Source organism: Ensifer sp. YR511, from assembly GCF_900103045.1.
GTDB classification, from domain to species: Bacteria; Pseudomonadota; Alphaproteobacteria; order Rhizobiales; family Rhizobiaceae; genus Ensifer; species Ensifer adhaerens.
Genome location: NZ_FNGR01000020.1, coordinates 100,460 through 125,015, shown reverse-complemented (window position 1 = coordinate 125,015; position 24,556 = coordinate 100,460). Strand labels below are relative to the sequence as shown.

Annotated in this window: 15 protein-coding genes and 2 pseudogenes; 9 read left to right on the top strand and 8 right to left on the bottom strand. The window is 60.5% G+C overall.

From position 1 onward, the window contains the following. From BLU15_RS26835 to BLU15_RS26815, 5 genes and pseudogenes are all read left to right on the top strand, one after another. Positions 1-676, top strand: a pseudogene (locus tag BLU15_RS26835) (phosphoketolase); the annotation flags it as partial. Positions 677-716: 40 nt separating this feature from the next. Continuing rightward, on the top strand, positions 717-4,580 hold the full coding sequence (locus BLU15_RS26830; protein WP_090299684.1) for a GH36-type glycosyl hydrolase domain-containing protein: 3,864 nt from the start codon (positions 717-719) through the stop codon (positions 4,578-4,580). A gap of 2 nt (positions 4,581-4,582) precedes the next feature. Then, the gene (locus tag BLU15_RS26825; RefSeq protein ID WP_090299681.1) at positions 4,583-5,902 is read left to right on the top strand and encodes a glucoamylase family protein; all 1,320 of its coding nucleotides are present in this window, start codon (positions 4,583-4,585) and stop codon (positions 5,900-5,902) included. A 48-nt stretch (positions 5,903-5,950) separates the two neighbouring features. Further along, positions 5,951-8,302 (top strand): ethanolamine ammonia-lyase, encoded by a 2,352-nt coding sequence (locus BLU15_RS26820; protein ID WP_090299678.1) that lies wholly within the window; start codon positions 5,951-5,953, stop codon positions 8,300-8,302. A gap of 228 nt (positions 8,303-8,530) precedes the next feature. Further along, positions 8,531-10,231 (top strand): ABC transporter ATP-binding protein/permease, encoded by a 1,701-nt coding sequence (locus tag BLU15_RS26815; protein WP_090299676.1) that lies wholly within the window; start codon positions 8,531-8,533, stop codon positions 10,229-10,231. A gap of 273 nt (positions 10,232-10,504) precedes the next feature. Here the strand turns inward: BLU15_RS26815 and BLU15_RS26810 are convergent, their stop codons facing one another. Continuing rightward, positions 10,505-11,368, bottom strand: a complete 864-nt coding sequence (locus BLU15_RS26810; protein WP_090299672.1) for a helix-turn-helix transcriptional regulator — start codon at positions 11,366-11,368, stop codon at positions 10,505-10,507. A 133-nt stretch (positions 11,369-11,501) separates the two neighbouring features. On the opposite strand from BLU15_RS26810, the gene BLU15_RS26805 reads away from it, so the two are divergent. Continuing rightward, positions 11,502-12,338, top strand: a complete 837-nt coding sequence (locus tag BLU15_RS26805; RefSeq protein ID WP_090299669.1) for an N-acyl homoserine lactonase family protein — start codon at positions 11,502-11,504, stop codon at positions 12,336-12,338. Positions 12,339-12,836: 498 nt separating this feature from the next. On the opposite strand, the pseudogene BLU15_RS26800 reads toward BLU15_RS26805, so the two are convergent. From BLU15_RS26800 to BLU15_RS26770, 7 genes and pseudogenes are all read right to left on the bottom strand, one after another. Further along, positions 12,837-13,158, bottom strand: a pseudogene (locus BLU15_RS26800) (transposase); the annotation flags it as partial. A gap of 263 nt (positions 13,159-13,421) precedes the next feature. After that, positions 13,422-14,222 carry a M55 family metallopeptidase gene (locus BLU15_RS26795; RefSeq protein WP_090299667.1) on the bottom strand — a complete coding sequence of 267 codons (801 nt, stop codon included), beginning with the start codon at positions 14,220-14,222 and terminating at the stop codon, positions 13,422-13,424. A gap of 364 nt (positions 14,223-14,586) precedes the next feature. After that, positions 14,587-15,681, bottom strand: a complete 1,095-nt coding sequence (locus BLU15_RS26790; RefSeq protein ID WP_090299665.1) for an aminotransferase class I/II-fold pyridoxal phosphate-dependent enzyme — start codon at positions 15,679-15,681, stop codon at positions 14,587-14,589. 7 nt (positions 15,682-15,688) lie between these two features. After that, positions 15,689-17,365 (bottom strand): serine hydrolase domain-containing protein, encoded by a 1,677-nt coding sequence (locus BLU15_RS26785; protein ID WP_090299662.1) that lies wholly within the window; start codon positions 17,363-17,365, stop codon positions 15,689-15,691. 33 nt (positions 17,366-17,398) lie between these two features. Then, positions 17,399-18,271 (bottom strand): ABC transporter permease, encoded by an 873-nt coding sequence (locus BLU15_RS26780; protein ID WP_029742577.1) that lies wholly within the window; start codon positions 18,269-18,271, stop codon positions 17,399-17,401. Next, complete coding sequence (locus tag BLU15_RS26775; protein WP_244546825.1) at positions 18,268-19,305, bottom strand: ABC transporter permease; 1,038 nt, start codon at positions 19,303-19,305, stop codon at positions 18,268-18,270. Before BLU15_RS26775 ends, BLU15_RS26780 begins: the two co-directional genes overlap by 4 nt. 73 nt (positions 19,306-19,378) lie before the next feature. Further along, positions 19,379-21,307, bottom strand: a complete 1,929-nt coding sequence (locus tag BLU15_RS26770; protein WP_090299659.1) for an ABC transporter substrate-binding protein — start codon at positions 21,305-21,307, stop codon at positions 19,379-19,381. Positions 21,308-21,430: 123 nt separating this feature from the next. Between BLU15_RS26770 and BLU15_RS26765 the strand changes: the two genes are divergently transcribed. From BLU15_RS26765 to BLU15_RS26755, 3 genes are all read left to right on the top strand, one after another. Then, positions 21,431-22,384 carry a LysR family transcriptional regulator gene (locus tag BLU15_RS26765; RefSeq protein ID WP_090299657.1) on the top strand — a complete coding sequence of 318 codons (954 nt, stop codon included), beginning with the start codon at positions 21,431-21,433 and terminating at the stop codon, positions 22,382-22,384. A 321-nt stretch (positions 22,385-22,705) separates the two neighbouring features. Further along, positions 22,706-23,578, top strand: coding sequence for an ABC transporter ATP-binding protein (locus tag BLU15_RS26760; RefSeq protein WP_244546824.1), 873 nt, complete (start codon positions 22,706-22,708; stop codon positions 23,576-23,578). Next, positions 23,575-24,531 carry an ABC transporter ATP-binding protein gene (locus BLU15_RS26755; RefSeq protein ID WP_090299651.1) on the top strand — a complete coding sequence of 319 codons (957 nt, stop codon included), beginning with the start codon at positions 23,575-23,577 and terminating at the stop codon, positions 24,529-24,531. Before BLU15_RS26760 ends, BLU15_RS26755 begins: the two co-directional genes overlap by 4 nt. Positions 24,532-24,556 lie beyond the last annotated feature (25 nt).

Below are 24,556 nucleotides of genomic sequence, written 5' to 3'. Positions count from 1 at the left end.
CGTCGCCGGCAAGCAGCCGGGCCCACAATGGCTGACGATGGAACAGGCCGTGCGCCATTGCAGCATGGGTGTGAGCATCTGGGACTGGGCCAGCAACGACGCCAACAGTGAGCCGGACGTCGTCATGGCCTGCTGCGGCGACACTCCGACGCTGGAAACCCTCGCCGCCGTCCAGCTGCTGCGCGAGCATCTGCCTGAAGTGAAGGTCCGGGTCGTCAACGTCGTCAACCTGATGAAGCTGCAGCCGGCGGAAGAACACCCGCATGGCCTTTCGGACAGCGACTTTGATGGCATCTTCACAAGGGACAAGCCGATCATCTTTGCCTTCCACGGCTACCCGTGGCTGATCCATCGCCTCACCTATCGCCGCACCAATCACGGCAACCTGCATGTTCGCGGCTACAAGGAAGAAGGCACGACCACGACACCGTTCGACATGGTGGTTCTGAACGAACTCGACCGCTTCCACCTGGCCGGCGATGCCATCGATCGCCTGCCGCAGCTCGGCGCGCGGGCGGCCTACTTCAAGCAGGCGATCCAGGCCAAGCTGATCGAGCACCGGGAGTATATCGAGAAGCATGGCGACGACATGCCCTCGATCAGCGGCTGGAAATGGGGCGTTAACGGGGCGCAGCCAGCCAAGGCTGGGACATCGACCGAAGGGGACAATGTCTAGGATAGTATCTCGCTAGAAGTTTGCGTTGAAGGATCTTGCTATGGTCCGGTTAGCCAACGAACCTGGAACGGATGTCGGGCACGGCTACGCCGCGATACCCGACACCGCCCTGCTTTCCAACGGCCGATACAGCGTACTGCTCACGGAATCCGGGGCTGGATATGCATGCTGGCGCGGCCTCGATGTCACGCGTTGGCGGCAAGATACGACCCGGGACTGCTGGGGTCAGTTTTGTTACCTCGAGGACATTGACAGCGGCAAGCTATGGTCACTCGGGAAGCAACCGATCTATCGGGAAAATGCGATCTATAAACGCACCTTCCTTGGCAATCGCGCGGAGCTTCAGTGTAAGTGGGCAGATATTGCGGCGACAATGACGGTCTACGTCGCTCCGGACTGCGACGCCGAAATACGTTTGCTTCGTCTCGTCAACAAAGGAGCGTCGACGAAAAAGCTCCGCGTGACCAGTTACTGCGAAGTGTGCCTGCACGATCGGCGTGCCGACAGCGCACATCCGGCGTTCGCGAAGCTCTTTGTCGAAACCTGGTTTGATTCAGGAACAGGTGCACTCTTTGCAAGGCGTCGACCCCGTAGCGCTCTCGAAACGCCGACCTGGGCCGTCCACGTTTCCGCTCTAAGAGGACACGAGTGCAATTCAATCGAATACGAAACGGATCGCTCGTGTTTTCTCGGCAGGGGCGGAACGGCTTCGAACGCTCATGCCCTCGGCAGGGAAACGTACTTGTCGGGGACCACCGGGCCCGTCCTTGATCCGATGTTCAGCCTTCGCAGGACCCTCTTCCTCGAAGCGTCAGGAACGGCCGAGATCGCATTCGTTACGGGCGCAGCCGACAATCACAACGACGTCTTGGCCATGGCTCGGCAGTTTACGGACATCCGGGCCTGCGACAAGGCTCTGGCGCGCGCCAAAGAGAATTACGCTCACGAAACCGGCGCGTTGAAGCTCAACGCCGAAAAGGTGGCAACCTACAATCGACTGGCAGCGGCACTCACGTTCTCGCACCCCGGGTTTGGTGGCGAAAAGCCGCTCGGCGAGCGGCCATTTGATATCGAGGCGCTGTGGTCGATCGGGGTTTCAGGCGACCTCCCGATCGCCTTGCTGCGTCTGGACGCGCCTGGCGACACAACCATTCTTGAGGACGCAATCAATGCTCACACATTCATAAGCGAGCGAGGGCTTTCCTTCGACCTCGTCGTGCTTGACGACAGCGCTACGCCGGAAACGTCGCGATTGCTCGCCGACATCAAAGGAAGGCTCGAAAGCGAACAGGTCGGAAAAAGCGGAGGACTTCATTTTCCATCCGGCGCCACCCCGTCTAGCTCATCGGCTGTGGCTCTCGGCGCCGCCGCGCGCGCCGTGTTTTCCTCTCGGCGTGGCTCCCTCGCCTCTCAAGTTGCCCTTCGTACCCTCGACTCGTCCGATACACAGGTCGAGATTGGTCCAATTGTTCCACCGGTGCCCCGGTCTGAAAAGGCAACTGTCGCTACCGATCTGCTGTTTTGGAACGGCTTCGGCGGCTTCTCGCGGGATGGCAATGAATATGTCATCGCCACGAACAATATGACGCCCGCGCCTTGGTGTAATGTGCTCGCAAACCCGACTTTCGGTTGCCTGACGAGTGAAAGCGCCCTTGGATACAGTTGGGCCGGCAACAGTCAAATGAACAGGCTCACGCCGTGGTCGAATGACCCTGTGTCGGATACTCCTGGCGAAGTTGTCTACCTTCGCGACGAGCAAACCGGCGAGATCTGGACGCTGACGCCACTGCCGCTTGGACAGTCTACGACGACGACCACAAAACATGGCCAAGGGTATAGCAGCTACGAAGGCAAAGTCGGATCATTGCACCACGCACTGACCGTCCATGTAGCCGCCTCTGACCCAATCAAAATCATCCATCTGACCCTTCGAAACAACGGGCCTAAGGCGCGCACCCTTCGTTCGACCTACTTCGTCGAGTGGGTCCTCGGCACCTTGCGCGAAAACGCGCCGGGCCGCATTGAATGCGCTGTCGATGCCGAACTGCACGCCTTGGTCGCCAAAAACCTTTGGAGCAGCGCGTTTCCCGAAAAATTGGCCTTCGCTGCATCGAGCCTGGAGCCGCAGTCCTTCACATGCGATCGTCGCGAGTTTCTCGGCCGGAATGGTTCTATTGCGCAGCCGTTGGGGCTTAGGAGCCATGGTCCAAGTGGCGGCGTTGGAAATCTTATCGATCCATGCGCTGCGTTCACGGTCGAGCTTTCAATTCTGCCGGGTGAAAGCACCGAACTCGTGTTCGTACTCGGGCAAGCCGACAATCGTGATGAGATGCATAGGCTCATACGCGACTATGCGGATCCGAGACTTTCCCGACGATCCCTGGCCGCGGTCCGCGAAAGATGGGACAAGCTCTTGGGTTCGGTCACAGTCCGCACGCCGGATGCGGCCTTTGATATCATGATGAACCGCTGGCTGCTCTATCAGGTCCTGGTCTGTCGGATTTGGGCCCGAACCGGCTTCTATCAATCGGGGGGTGCCTACGGATTTCGCGATCAGCTTCAGGATGTCATGGCGCTCGTTCATTGTGCACCCGAAGAGACCCGCGCACACATTCTTCGCGCTGCCTCCCGACAGTTCGAAGAAGGCGACGTTCAGCACTGGTGGCACCCACCGTCGGGCGTGGGTGTGCGCACGCGAATGACCGACGACCTCTATTTTCTGCCCTACGTTGTCCAATACTACGCTCAGGTCACGGGGGATTTCGCCCTCCTTGACGAGCACGTTCCCTTCATCTCGTCGCCGACGCTTGCGGATGATCAGGAGGAAAGCTTTGGCCTCCCCGAAATCAGCCGAGAGACTGAAAGCCTCTACGAGCATTGCTGTCGTGCGCTGGAGCGGGGCCTTCGTGTCGGTTCCCACGGAATTCCGCTCATGGGTACGGGCGACTGGAATGACGGCATGAACAAGGTGGGTGCCGAAGGCAGGGGTGAGAGCGTCTGGAATGGATGGTTCTTCGTGACCGTCCTCAAATCCTTCGCAACCGTTGCCTCGGCAAGGGGCGACCAGGTTCGGGCTGCGTGGTGCAACGAGTGCTCTGAGACGCTGCGCGCGTCGTTGGAGGCTCACGCCTGGGACGGCGCCTGGTATCGCCGCGCCTATTTCGACGACGGCACGCCGCTTGGCTCGTCGGCAAACGACGAGTGTCAGATCGACGCCATACCTCAGGCCTGGGCAGTCATATCCGGCGCCGCCGATACCCGACGTGCCACCAAGGGGATGCAGGCCGTCTGGCAGCGGCTTGTGCGTTCCGAAGACAAACTGATTCAACTCTTCGACCCACCCTTCGACAGCGGGCCGCTACAGCCGGGCTACATAAAGGGCTATGTTCCTGGGATCCGTGAGAATGGCGGGCAGTATACGCATGCGGCCGCCTGGGTCGTGCTGGCGACAGCAATGTTGGGGGATGCCGATCGGGCGTTTCGTTTCTGGAGCATGCTCAATCCCATCAATCATGCCCTGTCGCGCAAAGAGGCAGAGCACTACAAGGTCGAGCCCTACGTCGTAAGCGCCGACATTTACGGCGCCGCCCCCCATACGGGGCGTGGAGGGTGGACCTGGTATACCGGATCAGCCGCATGGCTCTATCGAGTCGGCCTAGAAGCCATTCTGGGGATCCGCCGGCAGGGTGATTGCCTCTTTATCGAGCCGTGCGTTCCATCAACCTGGCCAAGCTATGAAGTTGATATACGCTTCGGAACGACGCTCTACCGCATTTCGGTCAGCAGAGGTACGCAAGGGGGACACGAGTATCACCTCAGCGTCGATGGCGACGACCTCACCAGCCGATCAGTCCCGCTTGTTGACGACGGCAGCGACCATGTTGTTCGCCTGGTGGTTGGCTGATCATGTCGGAATTGCTGTCGACAGATCCCGAACTGAACCGCATGCCGACCGAGCAGGATCTTGCCCGGTTGCAGTTCACGACGCTGCTCTACTATCTCCACTGCACCAACCCGGACAACGGCCTGGTCCGTGACAAGACGCAGGAAGACGCGCCCGCAAGCATCGCCGCGATCGGCATGGCGCTTGCCACGATCCCTGTGTTGGTCGAGCGCGGCATCGTCATTCGCAAGTTTGCCGCAAAGATCGCGCGTCGGCGGTTGCAGTTTCTCCTTGAGTGCCCGCAGGGGCCGGAACCCGACGCCTCCGGCTACAAAGGGTTTTTCTACCACTTCCTCGACATAGAGACCGGCCGGCGTGTGTGGGAGTGCGAGCTGTCGACCATCGATTCCGCCTTTCTTTTCGCAGGCGCCCTGACGGTCGCCGCCTATTTCGATGGCGATGCCGCGGAAGAAGTCGAAATTCGCCGGCTGGCCAACGCGCTCTATGAACGGGCCGACTGGAACTGGGCCTGCGATCACGGGCTGACGCTCACCCACGGCTGGCGGCCGGAAAACGGCTTCATCCCCTATCGCTGGCGCGGCTACGACGAGGGCCTGCTCCTCTACATCCTCGGCCTCGGCTCACCGACCCACCCGCTCCCGCCGGAAGCCTATGCGGCTTATACCGCAAGCTACGACTGGCGGAACCTTTACGGGCGCGAATTGCTCTATTCGGGACCGCTCTTCACCCACCAACTCTCGCATATGTGGGTCGATTTCCGCGGCATCCGCGACGAATTCATGCGCGAGCACAACAGCGACTATTTCCAGAACAGTCGCCACGCGACCTTCGTCCAGCAGGAATATGCCATCCGCAACCCACTGAATTTCGTCGGCTATGGCGAACATTGCTGGGGCTTCACGGCAAGCGACGGCCCGGGCTGGACCACGCCCACCGTGAACGGTGTCGAGCGCGAGTTCTTCGACTACATCGCTCGCGGCGCACCCTTCGGTCCGGACGACGGCACCGTGTCGCCCTGGGCTGTCGTCGCCTCCCTGCCCTTCGCGCCGGAGATTGTCATCCCGACGGTCCGGAATTTTGCCCGAATGAACCTCGGCATGACGCGCCTCTACGGTTTCAAGCCCTCCTTCAATCAAAGCTTTCCGGTGGAAGGAACCGAATCCGGCTGGTGGGTCAGCCCCTATCATTTCGGAATCGACCAAGGCCCCGTGGTGCTGATGATCGAGAACTACAGGACCGGCCTGCTGTGGAACATCATGCGCCGCTGCGAACCGTTGGTGGTGGGGTTGAGACGGGCGGGTTTTTCCGGCGGCTGGCTCTAAGATTTAAAGGTCGCGGAAGACGAGGCCTCGTAAAGGGAGGAATTAGTCATGGACAAGGAATCGCTCTCTCATCCGCATCAAGGACTTTCCAGGAGGGATCTCCTGGTAGTGGCAGGAACTGCTGCTGCAACCTTTGCAAGCTACTCTCCCGTGGCACGGGCCACTTCAAAGCAAGGCAAGTTCGCCGTAGGGGAAGCCAAACCTGGCGAGGACATCTTCACCTATATCACCAGAGTTAAAGGTGGCTTCGATCTGACCACGTACCAGCAAGCCATAGGTGCCGCTAATGAATTCAAGGAGGGGGATCAGGCGATTGGGGTGGCAGCTGAAGACGAGGCGACCAGGAAGAATGCGCGGGCTCTGCTGGCGAATACGAAAATACGCGACCTTTACCGGCAGCCGCTGTTCGAGGACGCGCTGCAGCGATTGATCTGGCAGACGACGGATCAAGCCCAGTATGAAAAGACCAAGGACTGGACGATGGCGGAGCTCAAGGCGTTTCTCCTGAGCAAGCCGGAAGAAGAGATCAAAGCGGTCATGAACGGCCTGACCAGCGACACGATAGGCCTTGTCCCGAAATTGATGAGCAATGACGAGTTGGTCTCCCTCAGTCAGAAGATATTCAATGTCATGCCTGGAACCCAAATGGGGGCCAAGGGATATATGGGCGCGAGGATTCAGCCCAATTCTCCCACGGACCATCCCGACGATATCGCGTGGCAGGTCTTTGATGCCTTCTCCTATGCCACCGGAGACATTGTCATCGGCACCAATCCGGTCGACAGCACTGTCAACAGCGTGGTCGCGGTCGAACGCGCACTTAAGGATATCGTCGACACCTTTGCACTGGGTGAGGTGATCCCCTGGTGTGTTCTCGCACACATCGATGTTCAGGCAGAGGTCGGCGAACGGTTTCCGGCAACAGTTTCCACGATGTTCCAGAGCCTTGCCGGCACCGACGACTGCAACAAGATCTTCGACATTACCAACGACAAGATCCTGAACTATGCACGGTCGAAGAAAGGGGAACGGTATGGTCTCTACTTCGAAACGGGACAGGGCTCTGAATTCACCAACGGGGTGGCAAACGGCGTCGACATGATGGTGCTGGAGTCCCGCAAATACGGTTTCAGCAGAGCGGTCGGGATCGAACTGGCAAGGGTACAGCCCAGGGGAGCATGGCTGCACGTCAACGATGTCGCTGGCTTTATCGGGCCGGAAGTCTTCAAGAGCCGCGATCAGCTGGTGAGATGTTGCCTTGAAGACTTAGTGATGGGAAAGCTCCACGGCCTCACGATCGGCCTCGACATCTGCACGACTCTACACATGACTGTCAGCCTTGAAGACCTGGACTGGTGCCAGGATCAGATCATGCCTGCCAATCCTGCCTACCTCATCGCGCTACCCACCAAAAACGACCCGATGTTGAGCTATCTCACCACATCGTTCCAGGATCATGTGCGCATCAGGGAAAAGTTCGGCTTCAAGGTCAACGATGCAATGTGGGATTTCTACAAGCGCATCGGGATCGTCGGATCCGACGGCCGATACACCGCCAACTACGGCGATCCGCTTTGGGTGTATTATCAGTATCGGCTCGCCAAAGGCGACGGCCGCCCGAAGGACGCAATCTATGAGGAGGGCCGCGGTAGAATGCGGGAAGTCGAACAAAGAGGCGTCGATCTCGCCACAGGCCACGGCGAAAAAATCTGGGATCTCAATCCAGCCCTCGCCGATAAGGTGCGGGGGCTTTATGATGACGCCAAGCAATCTCTGTGGGCCGAACTCACGCCGGAATTCGCGGCCGCAGTGCCTAATGTCATACCGGTGCGCACGCTGTCCAGGGATCGCAACGATTTCATAGCGCATCCGAATACGGGCGAAGGCTTGAACGCGGAAGCGGTTGCAACGATCGAGACGCTCAGGCGTTCCTGGGGAAACGATATTCCAAAGGGCCAGATTATCATCTCGGACGGTCTCAACGCCAAGGCCATCATGGACGACGGACATCTTGCACCGTTCCTCGAGGAGATGCGCAGGCTTCTTGGTGAAGCCGGCGTCCCGACGAGCGACAAGAACATCCTGGTCACCAGCGGGAGGGTGCGCGCCGGGTATCGGATCGGCGAGATGCTCTTCGAAAAGGCCGATCCTGAAACTCTAAGAGGTGTTCTTCACATCATAGGCGAGCGGCCAGGTACCGTGCATCATGCTTATTCGGTCTACATCACCGTCGCAAAAGGAAAACGATGGTCAGAGAAGAACATTGATCACGATATCACAAGGCTCGTCAGCAACGTCGCAGATACAGCATTGCCCCCGAAGGAGGCCGCAAGGGAGACGCTGACCATCATCAGGGAAATCATCGCTAAAGAGGTGAACGGCAGCCGCCGTTACGGATAGGCGCCGCCATCCTCAATTCCTGATACCGGGCACAAAGAGAGTAACTGCGGCGCGTGGTCGTAAAATTCACCCACGGATTAGGAGCGGTGGGACAGAGCGTCTTCGGCGATGCGCGGCAGCCTCAAGCAGTGACAAACGAAAGGCAGTGGTTGGAGGCTCGTTGCTTACCATTTTGGGGCCTGCGGCTTCGCGACCACCGGATCAGTGTGTTTGCGAAAAGGTGCCGCGATGGACAGCCAGCAAGTGCCGCTCAGAGTAACAGCAATGCGTTTCGTGCAGTCCGTCCGGATCCTCCTGGGGTCGGAGGTTGGCGGGAAGGCGAAGTGGATGTTTGCCGCCCTCGTCGCATTGCTATGCGGCTTGAACGCTCTTAACGTCGTCAACAATTACGTCGGCCGAAACTTCATGACGGCGATCGCCGAACGCCAAATGGCTGAATTCGTTCGACAGGCGATATTCTATATCTGTGTCTTTGCTGCACTTACCATCGTCGGTGTCATCACCCGCTTCACCGAGGAAAAATTGGCACTGGTCTGGCGCAAATTCCTTACGCAGCGCGCCGTCAATATGTACCTGGCTGACAGGACGTACTACCGCCTCGACGTCTCCGGCCGGCTCGCGCACCCAGACCAGAGAATTGCCGAAGATATCCAGGCTTTCACTGTGACCACGCTTTCATACGTTATCATGCTGTTCAGCAGCAGCCTGACGGTCGTGAGTTTCTCCGGCGTCTTGTGGTCGATCAGTCCCTTCTTGTTCGGCGTTGCGGTGCTCTACGCTGCCTGCGGCTCCTATATGACAATTGTCCTCGGCCGACCTTTGATCGGACTGAACTACGATCGGCTCGACAAAGAGGCCAGCTTCCGGTCCTCCCTCATTCACGTCCGAGAAAACGCGGAATCTGTCTTGATCACGAGAAGCGAAGAGCAACAAAGAACTCGGCTGCTTGATCGCATGGACGACCTGATCGCCAACATCATCAGCATCACTGCAGTCAACCGCAATCTCGGATTTTTCACCGGCGGGTACAACTGGATGATCCAGATCATCCCCGACTTGATCATCGCCCCTGCGTTCATGAGAGGCGAAATCGAGTTCGGTGTGATCACGCAGGCGGGTGCAGCCTTTGCAATGCTCGTGGGTGCGTTCTCCCTGATCATCAGGCAATTCAACTCCATCTCCAACTTTGCTGCAGTCGTGTCACGGCTGAGTTCGCTGCTCGAGGCAATAGAACAGAGCCAGGCAGTGCACGCCTCGGATATCGAACTGGTCGAAGAGACTGGGCGTTTGAGCTATGACCAGGTCACGTTGCGCTCGCCGGATGGTTCTCCCCTTGTGAAGGAGTTGTCCATTTCCATTCCCCTGGGAAGCCGGATATTGCTTACAGGCACCCGCCCGCACGCGGGCACCGCTTTGTTTCGAGCAACCTGCGGCATCCCGACGGCCGGTGCGGGCCGGATCACACGGCCTGCTGCTGAAGATCTCATGTTCCTCCCGCAGCGCCCGTACCTACCCCCCGGATCCTTGCGGGAAATCCTGCTCCCGAAAATCAATCTCGACGAAAATGCCGATACTCTAGCCAGGCAGACGCTCAGCGATATAGGCCTTGAGGGGTTGCTGCGACACGGCGACGGGATGGACAAAGAGTTAAGCCGGGATTTGTCACTTGGCGACCAACAGCTCCTTGCGATCTGCAGAGTCCTTCTTGCCAGGCCAAAATTTGTCTATCTCGACCGGCTCGAAGCAACGCTGGGACAGAAACAGCTCGGCAGGGCGCTGAACCTGCTTGGTGAGAGATCAATCACCGCCATCAACATCAGCAGTGAACAAGCCGATGTTCCTGGCCTCTACGATGCAGTACTGGAGTTCGAAGAAAACGGCCAATGGATATGGACGCCTGTGCGGCTGCGACCCTCGCGGGCGGATTGAGGCCTGTGGGCGGCCGCGCAGCCTCCTTTTGTCGCTCCCCGTTCGCCGCAATCCCCCATCCAAGCGCCTCCTACCAACGTGATGTCAGGAGATTGTCAGGCGTACGTTTCTCAAGGCCCGGTACCGCCCAGCCCGGGATGTCGACCCCATCCCTCGCCCTGAAGCGAATCGAACCTGACACCCCGTAATCCGCCAGCGGGATGCCGCGGTTGGCGGCCGCGGTGAAGCAAAGACGTAAAACCTTGGCGATTGTCTTCACCCAGATGGCGTTGTTTAGCCCACACCGCGCTTCATCGGCGACGTGCCATAGATTTCGCGATAACGGCGAGCAAAATGGGAGCGCGAGCTGTAGCCAGCCGCCTCCGCCGCAGCTTGGCTCGACGCGCCCGATGCGAGCACGCTTCGACCAGCCTGCAGCCGCTCATGCCGCAGAATCTCCCGGAAGGGTTGGTTCTCAGACGTGAGCCTGCGGCGCAGCGTTGAAGCCCCCAGGCCGAGTCGAGCCGCAACACGCTCCACCGTCCACGCTTGCGACGGTGCGGCGCGGATCAGCCACGCAACCTCCTCCGACAAGCTGGTCTCAAACAGCGGTCGCGCCGCGGCAAGCGGTTGCATCAACGTGAGCACTTCCGCCAGCCGGAGCGTTTTCAATGCCTCACCGACCGCATCACTGGCGATCGAGGTGGCGGCGTGGACCAATGCGTCAACGAGATCGCTGTTGAGGGGAACGCAGAACTGCCAGTCACTGCCTCCGGCGCGCGGGCCACCGATAAACGGCGATATGCCGGGCGGGAGCGCTGGCACTTCCAGCAACAAGGATTCGTAGGAATGGCGCTCCGCCGGTATGTTGACCACGTCCATCCGTACCCCACGCGGCATGACAAAGACAGTACCTGGCTCAAATACGCGCACCGTATCGCCCAGCCATACTTCCTTAAGCCCACGCAGAATAATGCCGATGATCGGATGGGGGAGCTCGACCGCTTTCAGTCGTTCTCGATCGATGGAACAATAGGAAAACAACCGATTGCCGTGCTGATAGCGCCCATCGGTACCGCTCGGCGCCGTCATCGGCCGCAGCCGCTCCAACAGTGTCGAACTCAAGTCAGCGCCTTGGCCTTTGCGGTGAATGTTCATGCGCGCAATATAGGCGACGATGGCGCGACAAAAAACACCGACGCGAGCGTTTCGGGCTCAAGAGCGATCGTAGTGGCACCACCCTCCCCGCTAAACTCATGCACAAGCCGGTCTTCAACCGAAGGAGACCAGAATGAGAACCCTGACAACAAACCTATTTGCTGTAGCAGCGATGCTGGTCTTGGGCGCCCCGGCCAGTGCGGCGGACACAGAGCTCTGGCGGCTCGATTGCGGCAACATCGAGGTTCGCGATCTCGGCGTCTTTTCCGATACATTCAAATATGCCGGAGAGAAGCGGACACTGACCGATAGCTGCTACTTGGTTCGTCACGACAAGGACTATATGCTCTGGGATGCCGGACTTCCGGCAGGTTTGATAGGAGCGAAGCCGGATGCGTCCTCAGTTTTTGCGCCGACGCTCTCGGAAGATCTGCCGACCCAACTTGCCAGAATCGGTGTCAAGCCGGAACAGATCGGCCGGCTCGGTATCAGTCATAATCACTTTGACCATGTCGGTCAGGCGGCCAGCTTTCCCGGCGCCACGTTGATGGTCGGCGCCGCGGATTTCGCCCAGTTCAAGGCCGATCCCCTGCCCTTTGCGGTCGATCCCAGCTCCATAAAGCCCTGGCTTGATGGCCGCTCGAAGGTCGATCCGATCTCGGGTGATCGCGATGTCTTCGGAGACGGATCGGTGGTGATCCTGTCGACTCCCGGCCACACGCCCGGCGAAAGCAGCCTGCTCGTACGACTGGAGAAGACAGGGCCGGTGCTTTTGTCCGGCGACGTCGTCCATTTCGAGGAACAGCTCGCCAATCGCGGCGTTCCGACCTTCAACTTCGACCGAGCGAGCACGCTCGCATCAATGGAGAGACTGATTGGCATCGCAAGGTCACTCGATGCGACCCTGATCGTGCAGCACGACGCATCGGACATCAACAAGCTGCCCACATTCCCCAAAGGCGCGAAATAACCCTTCGGCGCGATCGACGCCGCGCTCTGATACCATTCAGCCGTGCGGTGCGCGCCCCGTATCGCACGCGCCAAACGGAGGGGCCGATCGCAAGCGGTCTCCCGGTTGGGGCATGCGGTCACCTTCAGGACTCTCGGATTACCGATCCGACGGCTTGCCGGTGCAACGGTCCTTGATCTGTTCGTAGCTGGTTGTCTGATCGCAGCTCACGAGTCAATCGCGATTGACTCTGCGCGATGCGCTCCGCATGCCAGTTGTGGCACGGATTCGGCATTGGTTATATGGGCGTTCCTATTCTTAGTCTTCGCGCAACGCTTCATTTTGACGTAAGAGCAATCGTATGTCGGGAGCATGGTTGTCTCCGCGGTCGGTACATGGCCGCCGCATGATGGTCTTCGCAGGCAAGGTCTTCCTATGTTTTGCGCGCAGTCTCTGGGAGCTGCCGCCAGCTACACGAAATGTCCTGACCCACGTCCACGACAGGGACGCCTCGTCGCGTCAGAAGATAACGCGCTGAGAGTGATTGTCTGGCAGGCCTCCTTTATACGCTTGCGCTGGCGATGGGTTGAAGGTTTCTCCCGTCTTGAGCATGGTATGCATGATAATCGCGAGCTTGCGGGGCGACGGCCACAGCGGCCCGCTTGAAGCCAAGCCGTTCGCGCAGCTTCAGCGGCAAGTGTTTGAGGCGGCCTTCGTTCCTGGCACTGGTTCGCGTCAGCACCGCTGTCGCCGCTTCGTAAAGCAGCCCGCGCAGACGGCTGTCACCTCTACGTGAGATATGACCGTCATAATCGACTTCGCCCGACTGATAGCGGCGTGTCATCCAGTTTGCTCGCCATCTCAACGACCAGCCGAGAAAGTGCCTCGACTGCAGAACACCCGCCGAAGTGTTCCGGGCACATTTGCAAGAGGGAGGCTGAACCCCTACCCTGAAAACCGGCGAGTTGCACTTCAGTTAGGATCTCCCAAGCGGGAGCATAGCGGGTCGAGCGGTGTCGCCGCACACGATTTTGCCGCGCCGAGGTTGCGCCCCAGACAGTTGAACTTTGGGCGGCAGCGTTTGGAACAGCGCTTCTCACCTGATCAGGCTTTCAGGAAGACCAGCGCGCGCAGGATCTCCGCAAAATCCGCATGCTTGAAGGCGACGGCGCGAGGACCGTGCGCATAGGCACCGGGATACCAGCCAGCACGGTAGGCATCTGTTGGATTGTTGAACTCGATCACCACTTCGTAGCGCTCTGCCCTGGACGGCAGCAGCTGAGCGAAATCGCCGGACAGCGCTTCTGCCACGCCTTCGCGAATAAGCCGGCGCGACCAAGCAGGCGAGATCGACGTCGTCGAACGACCATTACCCTCCAATGTTTCCACGGACTTCAGCCCCGGCACCATCGCCCGCGCGTCAGAGCAAATACCGGCATCGCCGGCAAGGAAGACCGACGGCACACCGTAACCAGCGGCACAGAGCGCGTTGACGGTGAATTCCGAGGCGACCTCGCCGTTCAGAAGCAGGCGCGAGATGCGCATGGTTGAGGTATGTGCGAGCGGATTTGCCTCGCTGCCGGCTTTGGAGTGATAGCCCGTATAGATCGCGGCCGCGAAGCCGGCATCGAGGCCGAACATCATCGCATCGGGATGGCCAGACCAGCCGCGCACGATGCGGACGTAGTCCGGCAGGCGATCGAGAATGAGGTTGCGACCGCTGTCATGGGCGTCTTTCACCACGACTTCGGTCGCACCGCTGGCACGGGCGCCCTCGCAGGCGGCGACCACCTCGGCGGTCATCAGGGCGCGAAATTCGGTCCAGTCGGCATGGGTGCGCTCGGCTTCGTCCCATTGCGCGATGCCTGCGGTACCTTCGATGTCAGCGGAGATGAAAACTTTCATGGGCGGGTTCCTCTATCGGGCAATCGGGAAGGGCGGGTAGATGCGGTCGTTTTAGGCTCGCCCAGGCCAACCAGCGCGCTCGGCTCCGCCAACCGCGAGGAGCTTCACGGGCCACTTGGGCAGACTTGGTGATCGGCGAGGCACTTCTGACTGGTGGTCGGCGACTTGCATGTCGTATAACGGAACCTTGGTGCAGCTCGCCGCCACGGGCCAATTCAATTTGGGCAAAACTCCATGCAAAAATCGCCTAACTCCCGAGAGTTCAATCGGTTATGGATAACGCCTTACGAGCAGGCGTGCGTGCACGGTCGGTAGCGCGGAGTTCTCGCCGACGCCAACGTCGTTGGCATCACCACACGCAGGTCTAGAGAAGTTCACCCATCGACTGCAGGAGCCGATCGATCTGATCGGTCGTATGCTCGGAAAACACCGCAAGCCGCATGCTCGCAACATCTGACGCATCGGAATAACCCCCAGGCTGCTGCACCCTGATGATGATGTCGCGCTCCGCCAGACGATCGCGCAACTGTTCCAGGTCGGTGACACCCTTGATGGTGACGATCGGTACCGGCGTGTCGGCAACCTCGAACCCGAGGGTCCGCAACCCGCTGCGCATATGATTAACGTTGCGAACGAGATTGGCGCGCTTTTCCGGTGTCGCCTGCAGAACGCGCAACGATGCGGCGGCAGCGGCTGCAAGACCCGGTGGCGCCGGTGAAGCACCACGCATGATCATGGCATTGCCCGCGATGTTGGCGGCCAGATCCGCACTACAGGGAACGATGCCACCGAGCGCGCCGAACGCCTTGCTCATCGTGCCGGCGAGATAGTTGCCCTCGCCTTCGAGCCCCGCGTGCTGCAGCGATCCGCGGCCGGTCTCACCAAGAACGCCGACACCGTGGGAATCGTCAATGCAGAGCAACGCACCGTCATAGGGGACCATGACCTGCCGGTAATCCCCTAGTGGCGCCAGCTTCCCCGAGGACGGAAAGACGCCGTCGGTCAGCACTGCCGGCCGCTCACCCGCCTTCACATGCAACGACAGTTGCGCAGCAAGATCCTCCGGATCGGCATGCCGAAATTCTTGAACCCGCTTGCCGAGCGTCGGGATCGCGTCACGGGTGCTGTAATGCGTTGCGCAATCCATGAGGATGACATCGAATTCGTCGCGCAGCCCTTGCAGCAACACCATGGGGCTGGTGTAGCCGGAAATCATGTAGACGACCTCCTGCGTGCCGAACCAGTCGCGCAACCGCTCCTGCAAATCGGCATAGACCTGCATATAGGCGAGTGTCCCCGGCCCCATGCCGTAGCGCCTCGTCGCTTCGCAGGCCGCCTCGATCACCTCGGAGTGGCCATGCAGGCAGAAGTAGGACGTGCCGCAATAATAGTCGACCTCGCGCCCGCCGATGAACATGCGGGCGCCAAGAGGTGACTCCATATTGATTGGAGCGGTCATGGTTGGGTCACGCCGCTTCGGCCTGAGACGGGCTGCGTCGCTCCAGGAACATCGGCCCGACGCGGATGCCGCGCTTGCCGTTGTCGTCGACGGCGTCGAGTTCGAGGATCTCGTCTTCGTAAAGCCGCCCATGCATGCGGAAGCGTCCCTCCTCGACCGGCTCGCATGTGTGCGTGCAGAAGTACTCGATCAGGCACTTCAGGCCGCCATGGCTGTAGGTCAGGTAGGTGATGTTGAAATCCGGCCCGTATTCGCCGAGATGCGGCGCAATGGCGTCGGGCACAGTCTCGTCCTCAGGCGTCTCTATGCGTGTCCAGCTTGTATCTCGCCAGAGGAGCTTGCCGGCTGCCGGGAAGGAGAGGTTCATATGGGCATAGTCCGCGCCGCGCCCGTAGATGCGGCCGTCGATGACGAAATCGTTGCCGGCCACCGGACGGATCCGGTGCGGAACGCCCTCGCCCATCAGGTAGACCTTGCCGTCCTTGGATTTGACCTCGACGATCTCCTGCGTGGCGTCGTCGCGGTAATGGCCCGGCAAAGCCTTGAACTGCGCTTCGGGGATCTCCGGCGGACGCTGTCTCCGCTCCGGCATCGCACCCATCTTGCGCTCGGCAAGAACGATGCGCACGCCGTCGACCCCAAGCCGCGAGGCGATCTGGTTGGCGAAATCAAGGGTCGCAAAGATCAGCACGCCGACGCCGGCGGCAGGCAAAAGCATCATCTGCGAAGCATAACCATAGACGGCGCCACCATGGCCGACCGAGGTCCAGCCGTCGACGTCGCCTGAACCGAAGCACAGGCCATACCCGTTGAGCGTCTTGTCGTGGCCGGCCGGACGTTTGCCGAACGGTGTCCACATCTCACGCAGCGACGCCGGCGAGATGATCGAATTGCCCTCAGCGTCAAAGCCGCCGCGCAGCAGGCACTGGGCGTAGCGTGCCATATCCCCCGTGGTGGAAAAGATGTTGCCGGCCGGCGAGCCGCCGAGACTGAACACCGGCGCCGGCGTATCGCCGTCGAGCGTCCACATGTCGGCCGGCGCAAGCCGCTCGCGAATGCCCGGCGCCATGCCGCAGGAGGAACTGTCCATGCCGAGCGGTTTCAGGATGTTGGCAGCGACATAGTCGGAATAGCTCTGGCCGGTGACGACCTCGATCACCCGACCGACGACGGCGATGCCGGCGTTGGAGTAATGCATCACCCCGAGGCTCGGATCCTGCTTCAAGGTCGAGCTTGCGAGCTCGTCGACGGTGTCCTCCAGCGGAGGACGGGTTGCGTCGAGATAGTGCCCACTCTTCGGTTCGCGCACGAGCCCGGCCGTATGGGTCATCAGCTTGCGCAGGCTGATGACCGAGCCATGAGGCCCGCCCTCGGCGCCGGCGAACGGGTTTTTCGGCTTGAATCCGGGCAGGTAGGTCGACACGTCGACATCGATATCGACAAGGCCCTTTTCGACCAGTTGCATGATCGCCAGCGAGGTGAAGGTCTTGGTGATCGAGCCGATACGGAAGCACGTGTCCTTGCCCATGTCGAAATGGCGGTCATGGCGCTGGACATGGCCTTCGGCAAGCACACCGTCTCGGTCGACGAGGGCGTAGGAGATCGACGGGATCGCCTTGTCCTCGACCTCGTACCGGATCAGATCCTCGAACAGCTCGATGGAAGCAGCAGACAGAGAGGACATGGAAAATGCTCCTTGGTCGTAAGGGATTGGGTCTCAATGGGCGTGGCGTGGGTCGAGCATGTCGCGCAGCGCATCGCCGACCAGGTTCCACGACAGTACGAAGAGGAAGACGGCCGCGCCGGGGAAGGCCAGCGTGTACCAGAACTGGAAGGGATTGCCGGGCTGACCGACGATCCAGTTTCGCGAATAGGCGATGAACTGACCCCAGTCGGCATACCCTTCTTCGGTGCCGACGCCGAGGAAGCTGAGCGCTGAGGCCGACAGCACCATGGAACCGGTCGCCATCGTCGCGAGAACCAGCACCGGGAACATGGCGTTGGGCAGGATATGCAAGACGATCAGCCTGAGATCGCTGGCGCCGTAGCTCCTGGCTGCGTGGATGTAATCCATCTCGCGGATCCTCAGGATCTCGCTTCGAACGATACGGGCATAACTCATCCAGCCGAACGTCGTGAGCGCGATCGTGATGGGCACGATGCCTTTGCCGAGCAAAGCCGTCAGCACCATGGCGGCGATCAGGAAGGGCACGGCCATGAACACGTCGACGATGCGCATCAGCACTTCCTCGACGACGCCGCCGTAATAGGCCGCGACAGCGCCGACGACCGTGCCGATCAGCACGGAGATCGCCACGACCCCGAGCCCGATCTTGAATGCAGTGCGCGTACCCCAGACGACGCCATAGAAGATGTCGTACTGGCCCTGGGTCGTGCCAAACACGGCCTCCGGCGAAGGCGGTTGCGGCGTTGCGAGGAATCCTGCGCGCGGCGTGTCGTAGGGCGAAAGCTGGAAGCTCTGTGGCGGGGCCAAGACGGGCGCGAAGACGGCGATCAGCACGAAAGCGAGCAGGATCACGACGCCAAACAGCGACACCGGATTGCGTGCGAGGTAACGAAGAAACTTCATTGCGTCTTCACCCTCGGGTCAAGCAACGGATAGATGAGATCGACGACCAGGTTCATCAGCACCAGGACGACCGCGAAATAGAGGCCGAAGCCGAGAACTGCGGGAAAGTCGAGATTGGCAGCTGTCTTGGCGGCGAACTGGCCGAGCCCGGCGTAGTCAAAGATGGTCTCGGTGATGACCACGCCACCCATCATCACGGCGAGTTCCATGCCGGCGATGGTTGCGAGCGGCAAAAGCGCGTTGCGCCTGGCATGATGCAATTCGACGACGCGGCGCGGCAGGCCCTTTGCGCGGGCGGTGCGCACATAGTCCTGGCGAAGCGTTTCCAGCATCGAGGTGCGCATCACCCGCGTCATGCTGGCGACGTTGACATAGGTCAGCGTGATGACGGGCGCGGCAAGGTGACGAAGTGCATCGCCGAAGATCGCCAGGTTGCCGTTCAACAGCGCGTCGACCGTGTTGGCGCCGGTGTAGCGCACGAAATCGCCGGAACTGACGATGGTCTGGGCCCACTGGCTGAGCCGGCCGGGCGGAAACCAGTCAAGCGCCGAATAGAAGATCAGCAGCATCAAGAGGCCGAAGACGTAGACCGGAAAAGACCAGCCGAGAATGGTGAAGATGCGGATGACATGGTCCGGCCAGCGGTTGAGATAGATGCCGGCGCGCGAGCCGAGGTAGACGGCGAGTAGCAGACAGGGCACGAAGGCCAGCACGACCAGCTCCAGCGTCGCCGGAAACAGCGACATCAGCGCCGTCGACACCGGCTGGCGCGCGGTCTCGGACCAGCCGAGATTGCCGCTGAGAACGCCGCCGATCCAGCGGCCATATTGGAGATAGAAGGGATCGTTCAGCCCGTACTGCTCGATCATCCGGCGAATGCTTTCCTGACCGCCCTTGAGATAATCGGGCGACGGTGCGTAGGCCGCCAGTCTCTGTGTCGGCGAAAGCGACATCTGCAGCGCGAAGATCATCAACGACAGCGCGAAGAGGACGATCGGCAGCATCATCAATCGTCTGAGTGCGTAGTTCAGCACGGTTCACACGTTCCGATTTCAGGGAAAATGAAAACATGCCGGGCGGGATTGCCGCCCGGCATGTCCTAGCCAATCAGTCGTTCGCCTTGGTGACAGGGTAGAAGTCCCAGGCGCCGTAGAGGATCATGTTGTCGACATATCCATCGATATTGCTGCGGGTGACGACGTAACCGAAGTCCTCCCAGAGAAACTGGGTGGTGGCGTATTCGTAGGACATTTCCTGCAGCTTGGCGTAGATCGGCTCGCGCACCGCGGGATCGACCGAGGCCCAGGCCTCGTCGAGAAGTGGCTTGAACTTTTCGGCCATCAGGTCGCGGTAACCCTGGCCGACCATGCCGCCGACGAGACCCGTGGGCGAGAGGTAGTAGCTGGCGGCACCGAGCGGACCACCCGGATCGGAATAGTCAGGACCCCAACCCATCACCGTCAAGGGTGCTGCCGGCTTTTCGCGGTTGTTGAGCTTGTCCGATACCGATGCCCAAGGCAGCGCCTGGATCTGCATCTTGAACTTCGGATTGATGCGCGACAGGCCCTGCTGCAGCGCCGAGAGTGCCGCCGTCAGCTGCGGGTTGCCTTCGGTCACATAGGCGGTGAAGGCAAAGCCGGTATCCCAGAGCTTGCCGTCAAATGCCTTCTTGAAGTGTTCTTCGGCCTTGGCGGGATCGTAGCTGTAGACAGGTGAATCTGGGCGGTAACCCATGATGCCGCGAACCGTCGGCCCACGAGACTGCACGGTCTTGTTGAGCAGCACCTGGGTGAGGAGCGCGTCGTAATTCTGGGCGTAGTTGAAGCCCTTGCGCACATCGATATCGGCGAAGAAGTCCGGCGGAATACCGGCGCCATCCAGCTTGCCGCTGCCGATCGCCGGATTGTCGTTGTCGTCGAGCGGCCAGGCGAAGAAGATGCCGCGCGAGAACACTTTCTGCAGGCCGTCAATGACCTTGACGCCTTCGGTCTTGCTGAGTTCGTCGATGAACTCGACCGGGGCGGTAACGAAATCGGCGTCACCGGACAGTAGCTGCAGGCGCCGCGTCGTCCATTCCGGCACCGTGCGCATGACCACGCGCTCAAGCTTGGCGGGGCCCATGAAGTAATTGTCGAAGCGCTTCAAGGTGATGCGCCGGTCGGTCCGGTCCCACTCCTCAAGCATGAACGGCCCGGTGCCATTTTCTTCCGCAAACAGCGGATTGGCGCCGAGTTCCGGACGGTAGTGGGCCTTCCAGGTGTCGCCCGAGCCATCCCAGCCGCCGACCGATGCAACCCATTCCTTGTCGACGACCGAAGTGCCGAAGGGCAGCGCGATCACGCCAAGCGTGGCCGGAAACGACTTGGGCAGCTTGAGCGTGACATTATCGCCATCGACGACGATCTGCGACGCGAGTTGGTCATAGACCTTGCGCAGGATCTCGGGGCTGGCGTCGTTGATGGATTTCACCTCGCCTTCGGCCTCAACCCACTTGGCGATGTCGGTATATTTGCCGGCAGTGATCACCTCGGTGATCGCGTTCGACATCCACGACTGCCCCTGAAGGATGGCGCGCAACAGCGAATAGCGCACGTCCTCCGGCGTGATCTGGCCGTAGCCAGGCTCGATCGTCGCCTTCTGGGCGTCCGTCAGCTTGTCGTAGTACTCCCAGGTGACTTTGCCGTCGGCACCCTTGATCCCGACCTTGTGGGCTGAAACGCCTTTGCGGATCGGGAAAGTGTAGCTGACCGAGCCATCGGCCGCCTGCTTGATGAGGCCGTTTTCGAGCGACGGTACTTCGGTCGAGAGCGACGGCACGAACTCGGAAATCTTCGAGCCGTTGAAATTCAACAGGCGGCTGTAGATGTTGAGCGAGCCGTAGGAGCTCGGCGTGTTGGCGATATAGGCCGGATCGAACGATTGGATGTCGTCGGTCCACATGAAAACGAAAGTGCCGGGGTTCTTGGTCTCGGCCATAGCGGGCGCAGCCGCAATGCCGAGCCCCAAGCAGAGAGCGAGGGCTAAGGTGCGTTTCATCGTTGTTCCCATTTGGTGGAGGCGGAAGTTTTCTTCTCGTTATAGGGGAGGCTAGAAGAGCCCTTGCAGGTCTGTCCAATGTGTAATTAGGATAGACTATGCAAATCACGCATGAGGGCCGGCATGGAACTGCAATGGCTTGAAGATTTTCTCGAAATCGCCGCCACGCGGAATTTCTCGACAGCGGCGACGGCGCGCAACATCTCGCAGCCGGCCTTCAGTCGCCGCATCAAATCGCTTGAGAACTGGATCGGCACGGACTTGATCGACCGCAGCACCTATCCCGTTCAATTGACACGGGCGGGAACGATGTTCCTGCCGGGCTGCCAGCGTCTCGTGCGTGAGGCCTACCGCTTGCGCACCGACTGCCGCAATGTCGCCGGCGAGAGCTCGGCCATGCTGACCTTTACTTCGCTGCATACGCTGGCGATGTACTTCTTCCCGAGATGGATAGGCTCACCGCTGATCTCCCGCATGCCCCTTCGCACCAGCATGCATGCCGCCGACTTCCTTGAAAGTATCGATCACCTGTGTTCGGGCCAGTGCGATTTTGCCATCACTTACGTGCATCCCGATGGCCCGCCGGTGCTGGAAGGCGGTCCGTTCGAATCCCTGCAGATCGGCAAGGACAGGCTTGTCCTGGTGTCGGGAACCGACGAGAGCGGCCGACCACTGTTCGACGTCGACGGGCCAGAAAGCACGGAGATCCCTTATCTCGCCTATTCCTGGAGCGACGGCTACATCGGCAAGCTGGCGACTTTGATCCAGTCGCGCTGGCGCCGGCCGCTCAATCTCAGCATCGTCTACCAGTCGGGCCTCGCCGATGGCCTGAAGCACATGGCCGTCGCCGGGCGTGGCGTCGCCTGGCTGCCGCAGATCTGTGTGGCGGAAGCCCTGCGCCAAGGCCGCCTCGTCCAGATCGGCGGACAACAGATGTCGCTCGAAATGGAGATTCGCATCTTCAGGCGCGCCGGCCCCGGTAGCGCCGACAGCGATGGATTGTGGCAGCATCTCAAGCAGTGTGCGGCATTGCCACAATACAAGAACGGATTCGATGCCGGCATCGACGCCGCCTGAGGCATCGTCATGACCCAAATCGGCCGACCGAGGCCATATGCGAAGACAGGCGACACGATGCAGAAAGCGCATAGTTTCGAATGCCACATTCGTGACACATTGATTTCACTCGGTTTTGCAGCACGGACCGAAGCCGATTGCGTGTCGGCCAGGCACTGACGGTCTGCCTCGCAGGGAGTTTTCCACCATCCGAGCGTATTGACAGGATGCAACCCCGTTGCGAGACCTGACAGGGCAACGTCCCCTCGAAATCGGGTCCATGTGCTGATGTTCCTGTCTAAATCCGCGCCCCCTGAACTGCCCGAGGATGTCATCCTATCCGTGGAAGACCTTGAGGTTTCCTTCGCGGCCGGCACGCGCTCACAGCTGCGCGCGGTGCGGGGCGTCTCCTTCCGGATCGCGCGCGGCGAGACAGTTGCGCTGGTCGGCGAGTCCGGATCCGGCAAATCGGTGACCGCAATGACGATCATGCGGCTGACGGAGTATGACGGCGCGGCGATCACCGGCGGACGGGTGCTGATGCGCTTGAAGGACGGCAAGGTCGCCAATCTCGCGACACTGTCGGAAAAGCGGGTCGAAGTCCTTCGTGGCGCGGACATCTCGATCGTGTTCCAGGACCCGATGTCGAGCCTGAACCCGGTCTTTACCGTCGGCGACCAGATTGCCGAAGCGGTAATCCATCACCAGAACAAGACACCGAAGGAAGCGCGCCAGATCGCGCTCAACACCCTCAAGCTGGTGCGTGTGCCGGATGCGGAACGCAGGCTCGACCAGTATCCTCACCAGCTTTCCGGCGGCATGCGCCAACGCGTCATGATCGCTATTGCGCTCGCCTGCCGCCCGTCGCTGATGATCCTCGACGAGCCGACGACCGCGCTCGACGTGACCATTCAGGCGCAGATCCTCGACCTGGTTCGCGCCCTGCAGCGCGAAATCGGCATGTCGGTGCTGTTCATTACCCACGACATGGGCGTCGTTGCCGAGGTTGCCGACCGGGTCTGCGTGATGCTCAAGGGTGAAATCGTCGAGACGGGCTCGGTTTACGACATCTTCGCCAAGCCGAAGCATGCCTATACCCGCGCCCTGATTTCCGCCGTGCCGCGCCTCGGCAGCATGGCCGACAAGGATGCGCCGGAGAAATTCCCGCTGCTGGTGTTCGAACCGGAGCGGCAGCCCGCGGAGGCGACAGAATGAACGCGCCGGCTCATATGACGCAATCCCCTCGCCCGCTCGTCGAGGTGCGAAACCTGGTGACGCGCTTCGATCTCAAGGCCGGGCTGTTCGGCCACGTCTCCGGCCGGGTGCATGCGGTGGAGAACGTCTCCTTCGACATTTTTCCCGGTGAGACCCTGGCGCTGGTCGGTGAATCCGGCTGCGGCAAGTCGACGGTCGCCCGCTCGCTCATGCAGCTCGATCGACCGCGCTCCGGCTCCATCCGCTTTGATGGAACCGAACTGATCGGCGCGCCGCGCCCCGTCCTTGCGCGCTTTCGGCGCGAAGCGCAGATGGTCTTCCAGGATCCGTTTTCTTCGCTCAACCCGCGCATGACGATCGAGCAATCGCTGATGGATCCGATGCGGGTCCACAAGTTGGGTTCGACCGGGGACATGCGCGCCCGCGCCGCCGAACTTCTGGCAAAGGTCGAGCTTTTGCCTGAGCATCTCGAGCGCTATCCGCATGCATTTTCCGGCGGGCAGCGGCAGCGCATCTGTATCGCCCGGGCGCTTGCGCTCGAGCCGCGTCTCATCGTTGCCGACGAAGCAGTCGCTTCGCTCGACGTGACGATCCAAGCGCAGGTGATCAACCTACTCATGGACCTGCAGCGCGAGATGCAGATCGCCCTTCTGTTCATCAGCCACGATATGGCGGTGGTCGAGCGCATCGCTCACCGCGTTGCGGTCATGTATCTCGGCGAAATCGTCGAGATCGGCGATCGCCGCTCGGTGTTCGGCAATCCGCAGCACCCCTATACCCGCAAGCTTCTATCGACCGTGCCGATTGCCGATCCGACGCGCCGTCCGGAAGGGCGCCAGCCGATGTCCGACGAAATTCCGAGTGCGGTGCGTGCGCCGGACTTCGTGCCTCGCGAACTGCCGATGCGGCAGATCTCATCGACCCACTACGTGCGCCAGGTCGCAACCGCCTGACGTAGCCGCTATACCCCGTTCCAGA

Coding starts and splice junctions, on each gene's coding strand:
- BLU15_RS26830 (WP_090299684.1), top strand. CDS start 717: ATGGTCCGGTTAGCCAACGAACCTGGAACGGATGTCGGGCACGGCTAC.
- BLU15_RS26825 (WP_090299681.1), top strand. CDS start 4,583: ATGTCGGAATTGCTGTCGACAGATCCCGAACTGAACCGCATGCCGACC.
- BLU15_RS26820 (WP_090299678.1), top strand. CDS start 5,951: ATGGACAAGGAATCGCTCTCTCATCCGCATCAAGGACTTTCCAGGAGG.
- BLU15_RS26815 (WP_090299676.1), top strand. CDS start 8,531: ATGGACAGCCAGCAAGTGCCGCTCAGAGTAACAGCAATGCGTTTCGTG.
- BLU15_RS26810 (WP_090299672.1), bottom strand. CDS start 11,368: ATGAACATTCACCGCAAAGGCCAAGGCGCTGACTTGAGTTCGACACTG.
- BLU15_RS26805 (WP_090299669.1), top strand. CDS start 11,502: ATGAGAACCCTGACAACAAACCTATTTGCTGTAGCAGCGATGCTGGTC.
- BLU15_RS26795 (WP_090299667.1), bottom strand. CDS start 14,222: ATGAAAGTTTTCATCTCCGCTGACATCGAAGGTACCGCAGGCATCGCG.
- BLU15_RS26790 (WP_090299665.1), bottom strand. CDS start 15,681: ATGACCGCTCCAATCAATATGGAGTCACCTCTTGGCGCCCGCATGTTC.
- BLU15_RS26785 (WP_090299662.1), bottom strand. CDS start 17,365: ATGTCCTCTCTGTCTGCTGCTTCCATCGAGCTGTTCGAGGATCTGATC.
- BLU15_RS26780 (WP_029742577.1), bottom strand. CDS start 18,271: ATGAAGTTTCTTCGTTACCTCGCACGCAATCCGGTGTCGCTGTTTGGC.
- BLU15_RS26770 (WP_090299659.1), bottom strand. CDS start 21,307: ATGAAACGCACCTTAGCCCTCGCTCTCTGCTTGGGGCTCGGCATTGCG.
- BLU15_RS26765 (WP_090299657.1), top strand. CDS start 21,431: ATGGAACTGCAATGGCTTGAAGATTTTCTCGAAATCGCCGCCACGCGG.
- BLU15_RS26755 (WP_090299651.1), top strand. CDS start 23,575: ATGAACGCGCCGGCTCATATGACGCAATCCCCTCGCCCGCTCGTCGAG.